A 16,138-nucleotide genomic window follows, 5' to 3' on the forward strand; every position below is an offset into this window, starting at 1 on the left:
GTTCAGATAAAAACGTCTCCACAAAACCCGGGGCAATTCACACGGACTGACTGACCAGTTTCATAAGAAGCCAGCACAACCCGACGCCTGAACGCGTCATCATAGGCCCGGCGCCGTTCGCCAACAATTTCAATAACCGGATGAAGGGCTCGCGATGCTGTCGCAGCGAATGTCGCTGCGACACAAGCATCATTCTGTTCTGATCGCTCTGTCATGAACAGAACACATCACCACACCATAAACTCAACAAGGCGTCTCACACCGGAAGCTTACGAAGCCGCCAGGCTGATTACCGTTGAAGCGTCTCCATAGGTATGTTATATTTCAATATAACATCTATCCAACCAGGAGCGATCAATGCACACCACCAATCTCCGCAAGGTCGGCGGATCGGTCATGATGGCCGTCCCTCCCGCCGTCCTTGAGACCTTGCATCTGTCCGCAGGGGCTAAGGTCTCAATCAGCGTGTCCGAGGGACGCCTTGTTGTCGAACCGAAAACGAAGACGAAATACACGATGGCCGAACTGCTGGCCGCGTCGGACTATTCTGGGCCGCACACCCAGGAAGATCGGGAGTGGGTCGATGCGCCGGCAGTCGGGGGCGAGATTCTGTGAAGCGCGGCGACATTTACAAAGTCGATCTTGACCCGACCGAAGGCCGGGAGCAGCAAGGATACCGGCCTGTCCTGATCGTATCGCCCGACGATTTCAATAGGGCCACGCGCCTGCCCGTCATCCTGCCCATCACGAATGGCGGGGACTTCGCGCGGCGTCTGGGGTTCGCTGTGTCACTGACCGGAAGCGGAACGGAGACGACAGGAATCATCCGGTGCGATCAGCCCCGCGTTCTGGACATCAACGCCAGGAATGGACGGCTGGTTGAGACCTTACCGGATGAAATCATGGACGAGGTTCTGGCGAAGGTGGTGACGATCTTCGAGTGAGATGACGTGGACGCGACCCCGGCGGCAGCCGGGATACCGTCGCCCCCAAGGCCCCCCCCTTCAGTCTTTCGGAACCGTTAAATTGCCCTAATCAATCCCCGTTACGAGTCAAAAAGGGTGGTTTTTGAACATCAGCTTGTCGTATTGAAACACGCCAAAAACCACTGATTGAATGCTGATCGAAAACGGGGGTTATGGTTATGAAGCGGTATGGCTATGCACGGGTGTCAACTGAAGGTCAGACAAACGACCCGCAACTGCTATCTTTACGTCGCGAGGGGTTGTCAGACGATATGATCACTCAAGACATCATTTCTGGCAGTGTGCCAGCAATGTCTCGCCCCGGCATGTCATCTTTGCTGAAAATGCTGGAAGCTGGAGACAGTCTGATTGCTGCGAAGCTGGACAGACTGGGGCGGGATACTGTGGACGTGATTGGTCTCATTCGGATTTTGAATGAGCGCTGTATAAACCTGAGAATTCTTAACATTGGGGTCGAAACAAACACACCGAATGGCCGGCTATTCCTGACCATTCTTGCCGCTTTTGCTGAGTTTGAACGGGAGATCATCAAGGAACGAACATTGGCTGGACTGGAAGCCGCACGAGCGGCCGGGAAACGGCTGGGCAGACGGCCAAAACTGACAATAAGACAAAGGGGCCACGCTCTGACGATGTCCGCATCAGGGCATACAAACGGCCAGATCGCTGACATCCTGGGCGTTTCTATCTCGACGATTCAGCGTATCACGGCTCAAAATACTCTTCAAAAAGCCGCTTTTTGAACACTTAATGTTGCGAAAACATGATGAGTGCTTGACCAGAACCCGAAAACCACCCTTTTTGAGTCGAGATACCTAAGAAGTTTCTGTGTTTAGTCGATCTCTGATAGGGAAATTGGCGGTGAGGCGATGGATGAGCCTCCCCCTAGCTTCAATGGCATTATTCGGGGAAAATTCGAAGTAATTACGTGATTGCAGAAATTATCCATTTTATAAAATTCCTAAGCGAGGAAGAATACGCCGATGATTTTATCAAAGGCAAATTTAAAATTCGGGACATAATATAGCTTCAGTGGAGGTGATCCAAAAGATGGTCGTGGTGATAAGGGTGAAAGTTTGATTTATTTACTTCATTCTAACGCCATAGAATCCGTATCCATTGGACGCGATACAATCAATTCGGATCACATTAATAGTATTGGAATTTACTCGAACCATTTAGATGACGTGAACTTATTATCTCTGCTCAGTGCAATAGAGAAAAATGGAAATATAAGGAAATTTAGTCAGTGGGCTATTTTAATGAACCCAATTAAATTTATAGAAATACTGACTATAATTTGCAAAAATAAATCAAAACCACTATTACATGCATTACTGCGTTACTGCGTTACGCAGATGATGCAACGCGCAGCAGGCAGACGGATTGAATTTCATCCTTGTTTGTAAAAGATAAATCTTATTCCCACCAAAATGATTACAAGTTTGCACTTACACATCCCACCAACTCGGAAGAGCGCGGGAAGATATATCACTAGTAAATATAGGAGATATATCTGATTTCTCCATAAAATGGAGAACTGATAATATAATAAGGTATTTTTCCAAGGAAGATAATAATGACTAAAGCGTTATCAGGCTTCAGCTTACAAAAACGCCAGCAGGAGCCATAGTCACGCCCTTATCACCAAATCGCCAACACCCGTTCCCGCGTCCTGATCTGCGCGACACGGTTAACAATGCTGGGATTATAATACCGCATCAACATATGTGGGTCTTTGTGTTCTGTGGTCTTCGCCTGTTCAAAGCAATCCCGATGCAATAGCGCAAGGCGGGTGCATCCGACGTGGCGCAGGTCATGAAAAGTCAATTCACTCGCCAGACCGGCACGCTTTGTCGCAGCACGGTCATGATACTGGACATGCCATGTTGTGAAACCGCCATCATCCGCATCGACATCAGGATCGCCAAAAAGCCAGCCATCCAATCGGCGCGGCCGGGTGTTTCGCATAGCGTGGATGTACGCTGAAGCGGCCCTGATAAGCGGCACATCGCGGGCAGAGCCGTTTTGAAGCATGGGATATGGATATGTGTCTCGTGGACAGCCATCGCTTTGAAATGAAGAGCGTCGGCAAGGGTATCGAATGTACGGCTTATAGCCACGCCTTTACGCCGGATTTTGACCTCATATTGAGCCGGGCCGCGATAGTAAATTCCCGGCTCTTTCGTCTTTGTATGCTTCGCCATTTTTGCCATCTCCATGACAAACAGACCCTGCTCGTTTCTGAGGATGATTTTAGCGTTTGTCGCAAATTGTCGCAAAAAAACGGATTTAATGACCTTGGACGAATCAGGAACATCCGTCTAAGTCATTGGAATCATTGGCGGAGAGGGAGGGATTCGAACCCTCGGTACGATTGCTCGCACAACGGTTTTCGAGACCGCCCCATTCGACCGCTCTGGCACCTCTCCGTGGCCATGGCTTATAGGTGTGCTCACGCAAATACGCAAGCGTTGATCCGCAGGATTATTGAGGCATGATTGCTCATGTGGATTACATGCTTCCAGCATCCACGGCACATCCAGCTAGCCCGACAAGGCTCCACAAAGCACATGGATGAGTCAAAATATGTATCAGACATCCATATTAAGTGAGGTTTCATGCGTTTATTCAACCCCACACTCCGGCTGTTTGCGTCTTGACGCTGAGCGCTATCTGGCGCAAGTCAGCGGTCAATCTTGTGTCTTTGTTGACACTGAATGGAATGAGGTGCCTGCGAGGCAACCGGGTTACGGTGCCCGCTTCCTCCTAGGAAAGAGCCGTTGCTTGCCATATGAGCCTGTGCAGCCATTTTTTTAATATGACAGATCGCCACAAACCGCTTCAGATCATGGGGGAAGCCTTTCAGGATACGCCTGTACAAAAGGCTCCTTACCAGACTGCGCCAAAAGCACTCAAAGTGGTCTTTCTTCTGATCGCCCAGCCGCACCAGACGCTCCATTCCCTCCCCATTGCTTTTGAAATGGCGGCCCGTCATCCCAATGTGGAAGTACATGTAACCTGCCCTACCCGGCACCATCTTGATTATGCACGCTCTCTGGGCAAGCTTTATCCTGCAGCGCACGTTATTTACGACCTCCTCCCTCTTCCAGCATGGCTGGAAAAGCTGATTGCACGGAATGGTCCCGGCCCGATTGAGCGACTGGCCGCCTTACTGTTCAGCCGCCGTTATTTTGAGCAGTTCCAAGCTATTGTGGTGCCAGAGCGCACATCCCTTTATCTCAAGCGCATGGGGGTTACCAAACCCCTTTACATATGGACGCGCCATGGCGCTGGCGACCGTGCCATTGGGTTTGCCAAAGACATCAAACGATTTGATTTTGTTCTCCTCTCTGGCAAAAAAGTGGAAGAAAGACTGCTGGAGCGCGACCTGATCACCCCCGGTGAATACCATATGGGGACTTACGCCAAGTTTGATATTGTCGAGCGCCTGCAAAAGCAGAAACCTCGCCTGTTTGATAACAACAAGCCTATTATTCTGTATAACCCACATTTTTCACGCAGCTTGACCTCCTGGTATTTGTTTGGCGAAACCATTTTGCGCCATTTTGCCAATCAGGACCGCTACAACCTGATCTGCGCGCCCCATTACCGTCTGTTCAACGGTCGCCAGAAACAGGCCGATGCACTGGTCAAACGCTATGCCCAATATAAGAACATCCTGATCGATACAGGCAGCACCCGCAGTATCGATATGACCTATACCATGGCAGCAGACCTTTATTTGGGGGATGTCAGCAGTCAGGTCGCAGAATTTCTGATCCGACCTCGACCTTGTATTTTCCTCAATGCGCACCATGCAGCATGGCAGAATAATAAAGATTACCGTTTCTGGACATTGGGTCAGGTTATAGATACCCCTGACGCACTGGACAAAGCATTGGCCAACGCCTTTGCCCACCCGGATGAATACGCAGACAAACAACACGCCTATGTAGCCGAAACCTTTGAACATCTGGATAAAGGCCCAACATCTCCCGGTGCTGCGGATGCCATTGTACGTTTTTTGCAAACCGCACGCCGATGAAGATTGCCTATATCATTAATTCGGTAGAAGGCGGTGGTGCAGCCCTGCCCGTGCCAGCCATAACAAAGGTCATGCGTGACGCCGGTCATCACGTAGAGGTTTTTGCACTTACACGGCGCAACGGTCTAGCAATTGAACCCTTGGAAGATGCAGGGTTAACACTCCATATCCGCCCCGGCACACGCAAAGACCACGTGGCCGCCATCCGCTGGTTAAACCAGCAAATGCACCATTACAAACCCGATGTGCTCTGGACATCCCTCAGCCGTGCCACACTATTGGGCCAACTGGTAGGTCAATGGCAGAACATTCCGGTTGTAAGCTGGCAGCATTCCGCCCGGCTTAAACCGTTTAATGCTGCCCTGCTCAGGCGCTTCAAAACCAAAAGTGCTCTTTGGGTTGCGGACTCATCCTGCGTAGCGGAACAGACGCGTCTGACCTTGGGTGTTCTGCCCGACCAGCTTGTGGAATGGCCTATTTTTCGGGCTGACCCTCATACGCCAACCGCCAGCCCGTGGCAGCCAGGTTCTCCCATACGCATTGGCACACTTGGTCGCCTTCATCCCGTTAAAGGGTACGACACACTCTGTGCGGCTATTGCAAAATTGCAGGCACGCCCAGATCTACCGCCTTTTGAAGTCGTAATTGGTGGCGAAGGCGAGGAACGCCCTACCCTTGAAGGGCTGATCGCACGCGAAAAACTCCCTGTACGCATTCTTGGGCATATTAAAAACCCGGCAGTTTTTCTGACCCACCTGCATCTTTATGTGCAACCCTCCTTATGGGAAGGTTTCTGTTTGGCAGCGCATGAAGCTATGCTGGCCGCCCTGCCCGTTGTTGCCTCGGATGCGGGGGAAATGTCTTCCACCATTACACCACAAACTGGCCGCCTTGTACCACCCACGGATGTCAACGCATTGGCTAACGCCTTAGAAGAACTGCTCCGCCACCCCATGCAACTGGCATCTATGGGCCAAAATGCCCGTTCCACAGTACTGACACGCTTTGGTGCACAACAGTTCGACCAGACTGGTCAACGTATTCTGGCCCGCGTTGAACAAATTGTGGAAGACAAAAAATCCAGAAGGTAAAAACCCTTATTTATTGGAAATTTTTTGTTATTCATATCGGGGTGATCGGGGAATTATTTTCACCCACCGACAAACCATTATACTCACGAAACTTGGGATAATTGTTGTTATGAATTAAATTTTCACAACAGCCCCCCATAATAGAAAATTTCAAGACACTCTAATAAATCTCATGTTTTTTGATTCTCGCTCCCCAAATACTCACAGATTGCATCTGCACCACGTTGCGAAGCCCCCAGAACCGGACTGCCAAAAGTTTCTAAAAACAGTTTTTCCTGCAACGGTCTGTAAAACTCATGCCTGTCAAAAGCCCTGAACACAGCAGGCATAATCTGGTCCGGCGTTTCCACCACTTCCCCCAATGTCCAATGAAGAAAGTTTGGATTACCCCGCCATTCCAGTTTTTTTGGATTCAAAAAAATACAGGGGCGTGGATTAGCCAGAAACTCATAAACCTGGCTACTGCCATCGCCTATATACATGGAAGCTGATGCTGTATATGTCATATCCAGCATTGCTGGAGACCCCGTATCTATAAATACAGTGTGGGTATTTTTCTTTTTTAATGCTTTTTTATAAAATCCAAAACCTTTGTGAAATATTTTAATATGTGGTGCAATTAAGAGGTTATAAGTATCCTGCTTATCAAAGCCCGCAATCATTTTGTTCAGGCAGGTATCATATGTTTTGAGTTTCTTTTGGTAATGTGGATTATACAGAACAAAATCTTTGCCATTTTTGAACGTGAAGGGCTTTTTCTGCCTGACTGCTTCAAAAACATCAAACTTTGGATACCCTATTATTTTGGAATTTTGGGCATTCAGATACCCCATGTTCTGGAAATATTTTTCCACCTTGGGGCCGGGAAGAAGAGTAAAATCAAAATTCCTGATCAACACTTCATCATTAACAAGCCGGTCCCCTGCACCGTGCATGATGCAAATCAGCTTGGGCTTTTTCAAACCCATGGTTTTTAAAATACCAGCAGTATATTCCGTTGCAACAATGGCATCATAACCATTCAGTTCTGCAATATTTTCCCGCAGAATAACAATCCGTTCACGATCAAACCGCTTGGCACGACCAAGGAGCTTTGCTAACGGAGATTTTTTAAAGAACTTAACCGGCAAATCAGGCGCATTAAGATCCCGCCTGATCCTGCTTAAATGGGCGACAGTTTCGGGGAAGTTGACATATTCGGTAACTTGATAACCGGGAAGGCGGGCCAGAGCAGAGGCCACAGACGCGGTATGGTAACACTGGTAGGGCTCAGCAATATAAATAAAAGCGACTCTGAACACAGAACCCCTCAGTCATGGACAAATGCGTAGGTTTATGGTCGACAAGGTTATGCTTAGCAACAAATCAACCGTCAACAGCATATTCCGCAATGTCGGCTTTCTAACAGCCGGGCGCATTGGCAATGCGTTATGCAGCTTCATTTACATATCGCTCACCGTCAGAACTCTGGGGCTTGCTGACTTTGGTTTGTTAATCCTTATTCACTCACTGGCCTCCACAGCATCCATGGTCTCCCGGATGCAATCGTGGCAGACACTTATTCACTTTGGTAGCGAAGCATTTGCCCGTAAGGACTTGCCACTACTTAAACAGGTTATCGGTTTTTCCATCCGCCTGGACACGCTCTCCGCCGCAACCGCGTTAGTGCTGGGGATAATTCTTGCCTTTGCTTATGGGCATATGGCCAACTGGTCACAACACACCATAACGCTCGCCTTTATTTATGCTTTTTGTAGCCCGTTTATGTATACGGGGTGGATGAATGGGATTTTAAGACTATCGGGAAAATTCCACCTTGTTCCCATTGTGGATTTTTCTGCCTCTATATTCCAGACATCTGCCGTTATAATTGGCTACGCACTCCACCTGACTTTAGGATACTTCCTGTTTGTATGGGCATTTGCGCGGATTATTGATTATTCGCTATATGTCTATTTTTCACTCTCTTCCATTAAAATCAATATTTTCAATATTTACGCGCACGCTTTCCAAAATCGAAAATGGCAGCTTGCCGGTATGTGGGCCTTTACCCGCAACATTACCCTGAATCAAACTCTCGGCTCGATCTCCGGGCAGCTTGCAACCCTGATTATCGGGGGCAATCTTGGCCCTACGGATGCCGCTATTTTTCGGGTATCACGGCAGATTGCGGACGCCATGGCAACACCAGCGCAACTCCTCTCTCCCGTTCTTTATCCAGAACTGATTAAAATGCGCGATCAGAATAACTGGAAAGGATTAAAAAAACTCACATTCGTCATGTTCATGGCTCTTCTCCTCCTTTCTCTGGCACTTGTGGTTGCATCGTTTTTTTCGGGTGGCAAAATCTTTTCTTTCATGTTCCATACCTCAATCGACAACGCATCCGTGTATATTTCAATGATGCTGATCGCCACGGCATGTAACCTGCTGCTGGTCCCCCTGGACCCGTTGCTAACCGTTATGAACCGTGTCCGGTTTTTAACAATCAACAGAACAGTCATAACATTCCTGTACTTTCCGGCCCTTTACGCCCTAACCTGCCAGATGGGGTTATATGGAGCCTGCCTGGCGACACTTATGTGCAGCGCTGCTGTTCTGGCCTCCCGGTTTGTAGGCATATGGCTGTTCAGAACTGATTTAACGGCCAGTACCTCCTGAACAATTCCAACATACAACACCGCTTACCCTTCCCCCACCATGACCGGAACACGCTCAATGGGACTGCGAAAAGACATCTGGCGCGTAGGCATTGTAAACAGCCCACTCTCCACCATACTGGCGCAAGGCACGTTGGCCGGTCTGCCTGTGACATGGACGCCCCCGATGCGCCGCTACTGTTTTCGTGCAGATCCTTTTGGTCTGTGGCGGAATGGCAGGCTCCACGTTTTTGTAGAAGACTATGATTATCGTGTGCGCATTGGCAGCATCGACGTCCTTATTTACGATGCCAGCCTGACCCTGACCGCGCACCGCAAGGTGCTCCAGACCCCATGGCACCTCTCCTACCCCTATGTGTTTGAAGCAGAGGGAGAAACATGGATGCTGCCCGAAGCCTACCGTTCTGGCAGGCTTACACTCTACCGCTGCAAACACTTCCCCGACCAGTGGGAGGAAGCAACGGTTATTGATCTTGGGGCTGACATAGCCATAGACGCCACACCGTTTTTCCATAACGGATTATGGTGGCTGTTTTATGCCTGCGCGACCCGCCCCATAGGGGCACTCCACGTTGCTTATGCCAAAAGCCTGACTGGCCCATGGCACCACCACCCCGCCAACCCGGTCAGGCTGGATGTTGCCAGCACCCGCCCCGGCGGCACCCCCTGTGTGGTCAATGGCAAACTGGTCCTGCCTGTGCAGGACTGCACACAGACATATGGTGGAGCGATCCGCCCGCTCACGTTTGATGAGCTCACACCCGAGCGGATTGTAACCCATGCAGGCAGCCCCATACGTCGGCCAGACAGCTATGCCCCTTATACAGAAGGAATGCACACGCTCTCCGCCGTGGGGGATGTAACGTTAATCGACGCAAAATATACCGACCTCTCTGCTTACGGAATTGGGTTACAGGCATACCGCGAAGTCAAAAAAATTCTGGCCCGCTAGGCATCAGTCCAGGTTGTGGCACCGCAATCGGGAGCATATGGAAGTTCTTTGTTGACGTGGCGGCGAGTCTGCCAGTAAAAGCCCCGCTAATCCACGCAGATGGAAGCATGTTGCGCAAAGCCGCGACCAAAGAATAAAAAGCGAGCTGATCTTTCGCCTGTGCCTGCGGTGCCGCGAGGGTCAAGAGATCGGAAAGAGAGACAGTTTATGTTCGCAGTTATCCGCACGGGCGGCAAACAGTACCGGGTTGAGCCCAACATGGTGCTGAAGGTAGAAAAGCTGGAAGTCGAAGCCGGCTCCACCATCACCTTTGATGACGTTCTGGCCGTTGGTGGCGAGAGCGGCACCACCATTGGTGCTCCCACTGTAGCTGGCGCAAAGGTGACGGCAACCGTCATCGCTCAGGACCGCCTCAAGAAGGTCATCATCTTCAAGAAGCGCCGTCGGCAGAACAGCCGCCGCAAAAACGGCCACCGTCAGCCGGTTACCGTTCTGCGCATTCAGGAAATTAACGCCGCCTGATTTCCTCCCGCAGGAAGATCAGATCGGTTACGACCACGGAGGACTTAGGTCATGGCACAAAAAAAAGCTGGCGGTTCATCCCGTAACGGGCGCGATAGCGCCGGACGCCGCCTTGGTGTAAAAAAGTTTGGTGGCGAGCAGGTTCTTGCTGGCAACATTATCATTCGCCAGCGTGGCACAAAGGTAAAGGCTGGCGTAAACGTTGGCGTTGGCCGCGACCACACGCTGTTTGCTCTGGTTCCCGGCAATGTGCGTTTTGAACGCCGTGCAGAAGGCCGCGTCCACGTTTCTGTTGATGCGCTGCCCCTCGCAGCCGAATAAGCGGGCTGGTTTTTCCAGCCTGCGTTTTTTAACGTAGCTGGAACGCAAAACAGGGCCGGGCCGGAAGGTTCGGCCCTTTTTCGTGTTCCGGGGCGGAAGGTATGTCATGAAGTTTCTTGATCAAGCTAAAATCTACGTTCGCTCAGGCGACGGTGGAGATGGTGTGACAGCCTTCCGTCGGGAAAAATACATTGAATTTGGCGGCCCGGACGGCGGCAATGGCGGGCGTGGGGGCGATATTATTTTTGAAGCGGTTCCCAACCTGAACACGCTGATCGATTTTCGCTATACCCAGCATTTCCGTGCCCGCAAGGGGGGCAATGGCGCAGGTTCCGACCGGACTGGAGCCGCCTCCCCGCCTGTCATCATCAAAGTACCAATCGGCACCCAGATCATGGATGATGACCGGGAAACCCTGCTGGCCGATCTGGACGTTGCAGGCAAGCGGGTTACCCTGTGCCGTGGGGGGGATGGCGGCTTTGGCAATGCCAACTACAAAAGCAGCACCAACCGCGCCCCGCGCCGCTCGGACAAAGGCTGGCCGGGTGAGGAACGCTGGGTATGGCTGCGCCTTAAACTGATTGCAGATGTGGGCCTTGTTGGTATGCCCAATGCTGGCAAGTCCACCTTTTTGTCGGTTGTGTCCGCCGCACGGCCCAAAATAGCGGATTATCCCTTTACCACCCTGCACCCGCAGCTAGGTGTTGTCCGCCTCTCCATGACCGAAGAGTTTGTGGTGGCGGACATTCCGGGGTTGATTGAAGGCGCGCATGAAGGCACAGGGCTGGGCGACCGCTTTTTGGGGCATGTAGAACGCTGCGCCGTACTGCTGCATCTGGTCGATGGGGCTGCTGGCAACGTGGTGGACACATGGCGCACCATCCGGCACGAACTGGCTGCTTATGGTGGCGGGCTGGCCGAAAAGCCGGAAATTATTGCCCTGAACAAAAGCGATGCCATGACCCCGCGTGAGGCATCGGCCCGCCGTGCAGCCTTGCAAAAAGCAAGTGGTGCGCCTGTTCTGCTCATTTCCGCCGCCACAAGGCAGGGCGTTCCGGAACTGTTACGGCTCTTGCAGAATACCGTAACCGCAGCCCGCCGGGATGATGCAGAAGCCCAGTCCTGACCACTCCTTAACCCATGCCATAGCTGGAAGGGGGAGCGCCCCCTAACGGATTAGTCCATGAGCACAGACCTTACCCGCCCCTCTCTCCTCCGTGCAAAAAGGCTGGTTATCAAAATCGGCAGCGCCTTGGTTGTGGACCCGCAAAAAGCAGCACCACGGCAGGAATGGCTGGCAAGTGTTGCCGCGGACATAGCCGTTTTGCGCCAGCAGGGTGTTGCGGTCAGTGTTGTCTCGTCCGGGGCTATTGCTCTGGCACGGCACACGCTGGGTCTAACGGCAGGCCCGCTACGACTGGCAGAAAAGCAGGCCGCGGCCGCGGTAGGCCAGATCAGCCTTGCGCAGGCATGGAGCCATGCTCTGTCCGCCCATGGGCTAACCGCAGCCCAACTGTTGCTGACCCCGGAAGATACCGAAGATCGCAAACGGTACCTGAATGCCCGTGCAACCCTGAACACCCTGCTGGAACTCGGGTGTGTGCCGGTTATTAACGAGAATGATACAATCGCCACAGCCGAAATCCGCTTTGGCGATAATGACCGGCTGGCGGCCCGTGTGGCGCAAATGACCGATGCGGATCAGCTTGTTCTGCTCTCCGATATTGATGGGCTGTACACAGCCGACCCGCGCACCAACCCCAACGCAACGCATCTGCCAGTTATTGAGAGCCTGACGCCCGAGATCGAAGCCATGGGGGGCGAACCCCCGCCGGGTTATTCCTCTGGTGGAATGCGCACCAAACTGCTGGCAGCAAACATTGCCACGCGCTCTGGCTGTGCCATGGCCATTGCCATTGGCAAAACCATGCACCCGCTCCGCGCCCTTATGGATGGTGCGCGCTGTTCGTGGTTTTTGCCCCAGCCCAACAGCCATACAGGCCGCAAGCAATGGATTGCAGGCAGCCTCAACCCTTCGGGCGAGATCAAGGTGGATGCTGGTGCAGCCGAAGCCCTGCGCAAAGGTGGCTCACTGCTCCCCGCCGGGGTGCTGGCCGTACAGGGCAACTTTACGCAAGGGGATCTGGTGGAAGTGGTGGACGCCAGCGGGCGTATTCTTGCCCACGGGCTGGCTGCCTATGATGCGGATGAGGCACGCCGCATAGCCGGACACCACTCAAGTGAGACAGCCAGTATTCTGGGCCGGCAGGGCCGGGACGAGATCATCCACCGAGATGATCTCGTTATGATCTGAACTGACCATTCTGCCTTACTGAAACCTGATCTGCCTACCCGCCAGGGCACCGTAACTGCTTACGGTTTCTGGCGGGATGGAAAATGCAGCACCGGTTCTGACCGCCCGGTATGGTCGTCATAGCGTGTATCCATTGTGGACGTGCGCTGCGGCCCCATATCGTGCGAAAAATCGGGTCTGTAAGCTTCCTGATTCGCATCAGGAGCTTTGGAGCGGCGTAGAATTTCTGCCCCGCTGGCAGGTCGTCCGGCCTCTTCCTCATGCCACGGCATACGGCGGACTGGAGCGGACCTGTATGGTTCCGGGTCCAAATGGGGTGTTGGTGGCGCATCCTGCCGTGGCTCGTAGGCATCCGACACCCTGGGGGCGCGCAGCTCGGCAAAAACGGGTGTACTGCGTGGCTGCTGAGGTTTTTCCACCACGGGCGGGCGTACCTCTTCCACCACGGGCCGGTCCTCGCCCCCCGCACGGCGGGCAAAGGGGAGCGATCCTTCGGGGTCCATACTGGTCCACCCGTTGGAGGCTCCGTTCCCCTGCATGGCGCGTGCGCGCAGTTCCGCCTGCAATTCCTCCAGCTGGAGGGAGAGTTCGGCCAACCTGCTTTTGACGCCAAAAACGGCAAAAGGCATCATCATAAACGCAAGCCCGAACACAATGCCCACGCCCAGAACCAGCAACTGGCCCCAGAGCGGCACCCATTCGGGAAAAGACAATGTCATCATGAAAAGCCGTCCCGACCCTGTGTTGCGCTTGCGCGGCGCATATTACATGCCCAAAGCGCGGCGGTAGATGTCCAGCAGGGTTTCCTGCTCTTCCACTTCCGACGGCTCCTGTTTACGCAGGCGAATAATCTGGCGGATAACCTTAACATCAAACCCGGCGGATTTGGCCTCGGTAAAAATGTCCTTAATATCGCCAGCCAGAGCCTTACGCTCTTCTTCAAGCCGTTCGACCCGCTCAATAATGCTTCTCAGACGGTCTGCGGCAATGCCGCCTACTGCTGCGTCTTCATGTTCGCCATCCATGTTCGGCTCCCTTTGTTGCGCATCGTTGTCTCAGGCTCATGAATACGGACATGACAAAACCCGTATTCCGCCGCTTACCAAAGGCGCGGGCTTATCGTGCCGCGTGCATGTGGTCAATGATCACACACCATTCTAACCCTTGCAAACACGTCCTGAGCCTTCCATAAGCTCAACAACCTTTTTGCGTTGTGGCATGTTAATGCACGTCAACGCCCATATTGACGGCGGCCCTGCCTACCACCCCTGCGGGAATGTTTTTTTCATGGCTCTGGTCAATCACACGGGACCTTTTGACTTTGTCATTTTTGGTGCAACGGGCGATCTGTCGCGCCGCAAGCTGCTCCCTGCCTTTCTGCGCCGCTTTCATGCGCAGGAATTCAGTGACGATGCCCAGATTATCTGCGTTGCCAGAACCGAGCTCAACACGGAGCAGTTCCGTGAGCAGACCGAAGCGGCTTTGCGCGAATTTGCCCCCGAAACAGCGCAGGACGAGCAGACCCTACAGCACTTTCTGGGACTGCTGACGTATATTACCCTCGACGCACTCCAGCCCGGTGGGGAGTGGCGGGCCCTCAAAAGCCTGCTTACGGCAGAAGACCGCCCCCGTGTTTTTTATCTGGCAACCGCCCCCTCGCTTTATTCCCCATTATGCGAAGCCCTTGCCCGCCACCATCTGATCAACCAGCACTCCCGTGTGGTACTGGAAAAACCGATTGGCATTAATCTGGAAACCGCACGGGCCATCAATCAGGGTGTGGGGCAGTTTTTCCCCGAAGAGTCGATTTACCGGATTGACCATTACCTTGGTAAAGAGGGGGTCCAGAACATTCTGGCCCTGCGCTTTGCCAACCCCGTACTGGAAAAACTGTGGTCATCCGAGGCCATAGCCCATGTGCAGATTACAGCAGCCGAAACTGTGGGCGTTGGCAGCCGCGGCTCTTATTACGATGAATCGGGCGCCCTGCGTGACATGGTGCAAAACCACCTGCTGCAGGTTTTGTGCATGGTTGCCATGGATGCTCCCGCCTCCCTCCGCTCTGATGACCTGCGGAACGAAAAGCTGAAAGTCCTGAACGCCCTGCGCCCCATGACACCCGATATGGTGCGCCGCAATGTTATTCGCGGGCAGTATGTGGCAGGCGAGATCAAACGTCAGGACGTACCCGGCTATAACGAGGACCTTGGCAAAAACCGCGCCAGCAATACGGAAACTTTTGTAGCCATCCGCACCAAAATCCGCACGGCACGCTGGGGTCACACCCCCTTTTACCTGCGTACTGGCAAGCGACTGGCCACCAAAACTACCGAAATTGTCATTCAGTTCCGCCCGCAGGTCTGGCCGATTTTTACCAATATGCCCTCACCGGGGCGGCTGGTCATTCGCATTGCCCCGCGGGAGGAACTCTCGTTTGTCATGGCCGTGCGCGACCCCGGAGCCGGTGGCTTTCGGGTTCGCAATGCCAAACTGGGCATGTCTTACGAAAACGCGTTTTCCGTCACCTATCAGGATTCGTACGAACGGCTGCTGCTCGATGCCGTGCGCGGCGACCCGGCCCTGTTTATCCGCCGCGATGAGATTGAAGCATCCTGGCAATGGATCGAACCTATTCTGAATTCCTGGCGCCATGCCATGACCCCGCTTGAGCCATACCCGGCGGGTAGCTGGGGCCCGGCCTCCACCAGAGCCCTGCTCGCCCGCGATGGCGCCTTATGGCACGAAGACATGCTGACATGACCAATACAAAAAAATCCCCCACTCCCTCCCCCAGCACCCCAAAGCGCGGACCTTTTGCCAAGCGGACACTGCGCCAGCATATTCTGCGCAGGCTTGCCATGGTGCTCCCCCTGACAGTGCTGATGATTGTGCTGGCAAAAAGCGGCATTCTTGAACGCATGGTGGACCGCTACACATTCTCGGCTCAAAGCTGGTACGATGATACGGCTCTGGTCCAGCACCTGCGGCTCAAGGTCACGCAGAACGGCATGACACATGATAAACCCGAATGCCTGCTGTTTGTGGTGAACGGCAACGACCAGCCCACGGCATCACGCATTGATGTGATGGAAAAAAGCACAGGCAACTGCCCTGCTCCCAAAGGGGAACTGAACAAACTGTTCACGCTCAAGGTCGATCGCATGAACCGGATTATCCTCTCCGATCAGGGCTCCCCCGACCAGTTCCACCCCATTCCCTAATCCGCTGGCCTTTAATACGCCGC

General features: G+C 53.0%; 17 protein-coding genes and 1 tRNA gene. 13 read left to right on the forward strand and 5 right to left on the reverse strand.

Annotated elements, in window-relative coordinates; all coding sequences use genetic code 11:
- The first annotated feature begins 357 nt into the window (after positions 1–357).
- From Absy_RS08155 to Absy_RS08165, 3 genes are all read left to right on the forward strand, one after another.
- Positions 358–615 (forward strand): AbrB/MazE/SpoVT family DNA-binding domain-containing protein, encoded by a 258-nt coding sequence (locus tag Absy_RS08155; protein ID WP_048854257.1) that lies wholly within the window; start codon positions 358–360, stop codon positions 613–615.
- Positions 612–944, forward strand: coding sequence for a type II toxin-antitoxin system PemK/MazF family toxin (locus Absy_RS08160; protein ID WP_048854258.1), 333 nt, complete (start codon positions 612–614; stop codon positions 942–944). The genes Absy_RS08155 and Absy_RS08160 overlap by 4 nt, the downstream gene beginning before the upstream one ends.
- 200 nt (positions 945–1,144) lie before the next feature.
- Positions 1,145–1,729 carry a recombinase family protein gene (locus tag Absy_RS08165; RefSeq protein WP_048854346.1) on the forward strand — a complete coding sequence of 195 codons (585 nt, stop codon included), beginning with the start codon at positions 1,145–1,147 and terminating at the stop codon, positions 1,727–1,729.
- Positions 1,730–2,812: 1,083 nt separating this feature from the next.
- Here the strand turns inward: Absy_RS08165 and Absy_RS08170 are convergent.
- Together Absy_RS08170 and Absy_RS08175 are read right to left on the reverse strand one after the other, a co-directional pair.
- Positions 2,813–3,208 (reverse strand): hypothetical protein, encoded by a 396-nt coding sequence (locus Absy_RS08170; RefSeq protein ID WP_048854259.1) that lies wholly within the window; start codon positions 3,206–3,208, stop codon positions 2,813–2,815.
- A gap of 120 nt (positions 3,209–3,328) precedes the next feature.
- A tRNA-Ser gene (locus tag Absy_RS08175) sits at positions 3,329–3,418 on the reverse strand.
- A gap of 389 nt (positions 3,419–3,807) precedes the next feature.
- On the opposite strand from Absy_RS08175, the gene Absy_RS08180 reads away from it, so the two are divergent.
- Both Absy_RS08180 and Absy_RS08185 read left to right on the forward strand, forming a co-directional pair.
- Complete coding sequence (locus Absy_RS08180) at positions 3,808–5,034, forward strand: CDP-glycerol glycerophosphotransferase family protein (protein WP_245614779.1); 1,227 nt, start codon at positions 3,808–3,810, stop codon at positions 5,032–5,034.
- The gene (locus tag Absy_RS08185; protein ID WP_048854260.1) at positions 5,031–6,125 is read left to right on the forward strand and encodes a glycosyltransferase; all 1,095 of its coding nucleotides are present in this window, start codon (positions 5,031–5,033) and stop codon (positions 6,123–6,125) included. The genes Absy_RS08180 and Absy_RS08185 overlap by 4 nt, the downstream gene beginning before the upstream one ends.
- 170 nt (positions 6,126–6,295) lie before the next feature.
- Here the strand turns inward: Absy_RS08185 and Absy_RS08190 are convergent, their stop codons facing one another.
- Positions 6,296–7,426 (reverse strand): CDP-glycerol glycerophosphotransferase family protein, encoded by a 1,131-nt coding sequence (locus Absy_RS08190; protein WP_048854261.1) that lies wholly within the window; start codon positions 7,424–7,426, stop codon positions 6,296–6,298.
- A gap of 34 nt (positions 7,427–7,460) precedes the next feature.
- On the opposite strand from Absy_RS08190, the gene Absy_RS08195 reads away from it, so the two are divergent.
- The 6 genes from Absy_RS08195 to proB all read left to right on the forward strand — a co-directional run bounded on the left by Absy_RS08195 (position 7,461) and on the right by proB (position 12,894).
- Positions 7,461–8,786 carry a lipopolysaccharide biosynthesis protein gene (locus Absy_RS08195; protein WP_245614780.1) on the forward strand — a complete coding sequence of 442 codons (1,326 nt, stop codon included), beginning with the start codon at positions 7,461–7,463 and terminating at the stop codon, positions 8,784–8,786.
- Positions 8,787–8,843: 57 nt separating this feature from the next.
- Positions 8,844–9,737, forward strand: a complete 894-nt coding sequence (locus Absy_RS08200) for a glucosamine inositolphosphorylceramide transferase family protein (RefSeq protein WP_048854262.1) — start codon at positions 8,844–8,846, stop codon at positions 9,735–9,737.
- Between the two features lie 207 nt (positions 9,738–9,944).
- On the forward strand, positions 9,945–10,259 hold the full coding sequence (gene rplU / locus Absy_RS08205) for a 50S ribosomal protein L21 (protein WP_025826492.1): 315 nt from the start codon (positions 9,945–9,947) through the stop codon (positions 10,257–10,259).
- 51 nt (positions 10,260–10,310) lie between these two features.
- Positions 10,311–10,580, forward strand: a complete 270-nt coding sequence (gene rpmA / locus Absy_RS08210; RefSeq protein WP_048854263.1) for a 50S ribosomal protein L27 — start codon at positions 10,311–10,313, stop codon at positions 10,578–10,580.
- 106 nt (positions 10,581–10,686) lie between these two features.
- Entirely contained in the window at positions 10,687–11,706 is a 1,020-nt protein-coding gene (obgE, locus tag Absy_RS08215) for a GTPase ObgE (protein ID WP_048854264.1), read from the forward strand.
- Positions 11,707–11,763: 57 nt separating this feature from the next.
- On the forward strand, positions 11,764–12,894 hold the full coding sequence (gene proB / locus Absy_RS08220) for a glutamate 5-kinase (protein WP_048854265.1): 1,131 nt from the start codon (positions 11,764–11,766) through the stop codon (positions 12,892–12,894).
- Between the two features lie 59 nt (positions 12,895–12,953).
- Here the strand turns inward: proB and Absy_RS08225 are convergent, their stop codons facing one another.
- Both Absy_RS08225 and Absy_RS08230 read right to left on the reverse strand, forming a co-directional pair.
- Positions 12,954–13,616, reverse strand: a complete 663-nt coding sequence (locus Absy_RS08225; protein ID WP_048854266.1) for a hypothetical protein — start codon at positions 13,614–13,616, stop codon at positions 12,954–12,956.
- 42 nt (positions 13,617–13,658) lie between these two features.
- Positions 13,659–13,919, reverse strand: coding sequence for a DUF2312 domain-containing protein (locus Absy_RS08230; protein WP_025826482.1), 261 nt, complete (start codon positions 13,917–13,919; stop codon positions 13,659–13,661).
- Between the two features lie 199 nt (positions 13,920–14,118).
- Between Absy_RS08230 and zwf the strand changes: the two genes are divergently transcribed.
- Entirely contained in the window at positions 14,119–15,654 is a 1,536-nt protein-coding gene (zwf, locus tag Absy_RS08235; protein ID WP_371861718.1) for a glucose-6-phosphate dehydrogenase, read from the forward strand.
- Positions 15,651–16,115 carry a hypothetical protein gene (locus tag Absy_RS08240; RefSeq protein WP_048854267.1) on the forward strand — a complete coding sequence of 155 codons (465 nt, stop codon included), beginning with the start codon at positions 15,651–15,653 and terminating at the stop codon, positions 16,113–16,115. Before zwf ends, Absy_RS08240 begins: the two co-directional genes overlap by 4 nt.
- Positions 16,116–16,138: the final 23 nt, after the last annotated feature.

Origin of the sequence: Acetobacter syzygii (assembly GCF_000964225.1) — a bacterium.
GTDB classification, from domain to species: domain Bacteria; phylum Pseudomonadota; class Alphaproteobacteria; order Acetobacterales; family Acetobacteraceae; genus Acetobacter; species Acetobacter syzygii.

Bases quoted from the DNA above. Each gene is read 5' to 3' on its own strand.
- Absy_RS08195 (WP_245614780.1), top strand. From the start codon at position 7,461: ATGGTCGACAAGGTTATGCTTAGCAACAAATCAACCGTCAACAGCATA.
- Absy_RS08180 (WP_245614779.1), top strand. From the start codon at position 3,808: ATGACAGATCGCCACAAACCGCTTCAGATCATGGGGGAAGCCTTTCAG.
- Absy_RS08230 (WP_025826482.1), bottom strand. From the start codon at position 13,919: ATGGATGGCGAACATGAAGACGCAGCAGTAGGCGGCATTGCCGCAGAC.
- Absy_RS08200 (WP_048854262.1), top strand. From the start codon at position 8,844: ATGGGACTGCGAAAAGACATCTGGCGCGTAGGCATTGTAAACAGCCCA.
- Absy_RS08225 (WP_048854266.1), bottom strand. From the start codon at position 13,616: ATGATGACATTGTCTTTTCCCGAATGGGTGCCGCTCTGGGGCCAGTTG.
- Absy_RS08155 (WP_048854257.1), top strand. From the start codon at position 358: ATGCACACCACCAATCTCCGCAAGGTCGGCGGATCGGTCATGATGGCC.
- Absy_RS08185 (WP_048854260.1), top strand. From the start codon at position 5,031: ATGAAGATTGCCTATATCATTAATTCGGTAGAAGGCGGTGGTGCAGCC.
- obgE (WP_048854264.1), top strand. From the start codon at position 10,687: ATGAAGTTTCTTGATCAAGCTAAAATCTACGTTCGCTCAGGCGACGGT.
- proB (WP_048854265.1), top strand. From the start codon at position 11,764: ATGAGCACAGACCTTACCCGCCCCTCTCTCCTCCGTGCAAAAAGGCTG.
- rpmA (WP_048854263.1), top strand. From the start codon at position 10,311: ATGGCACAAAAAAAAGCTGGCGGTTCATCCCGTAACGGGCGCGATAGC.
- Absy_RS08165 (WP_048854346.1), top strand. From the start codon at position 1,145: ATGAAGCGGTATGGCTATGCACGGGTGTCAACTGAAGGTCAGACAAAC.
- rplU (WP_025826492.1), top strand. From the start codon at position 9,945: ATGTTCGCAGTTATCCGCACGGGCGGCAAACAGTACCGGGTTGAGCCC.
- zwf (WP_371861718.1), top strand. From the start codon at position 14,119: ATGCACGTCAACGCCCATATTGACGGCGGCCCTGCCTACCACCCCTGC.
- Absy_RS08170 (WP_048854259.1), bottom strand. From the start codon at position 3,208: ATGGAGATGGCAAAAATGGCGAAGCATACAAAGACGAAAGAGCCGGGA.
- Absy_RS08240 (WP_048854267.1), top strand. From the start codon at position 15,651: ATGACCAATACAAAAAAATCCCCCACTCCCTCCCCCAGCACCCCAAAG.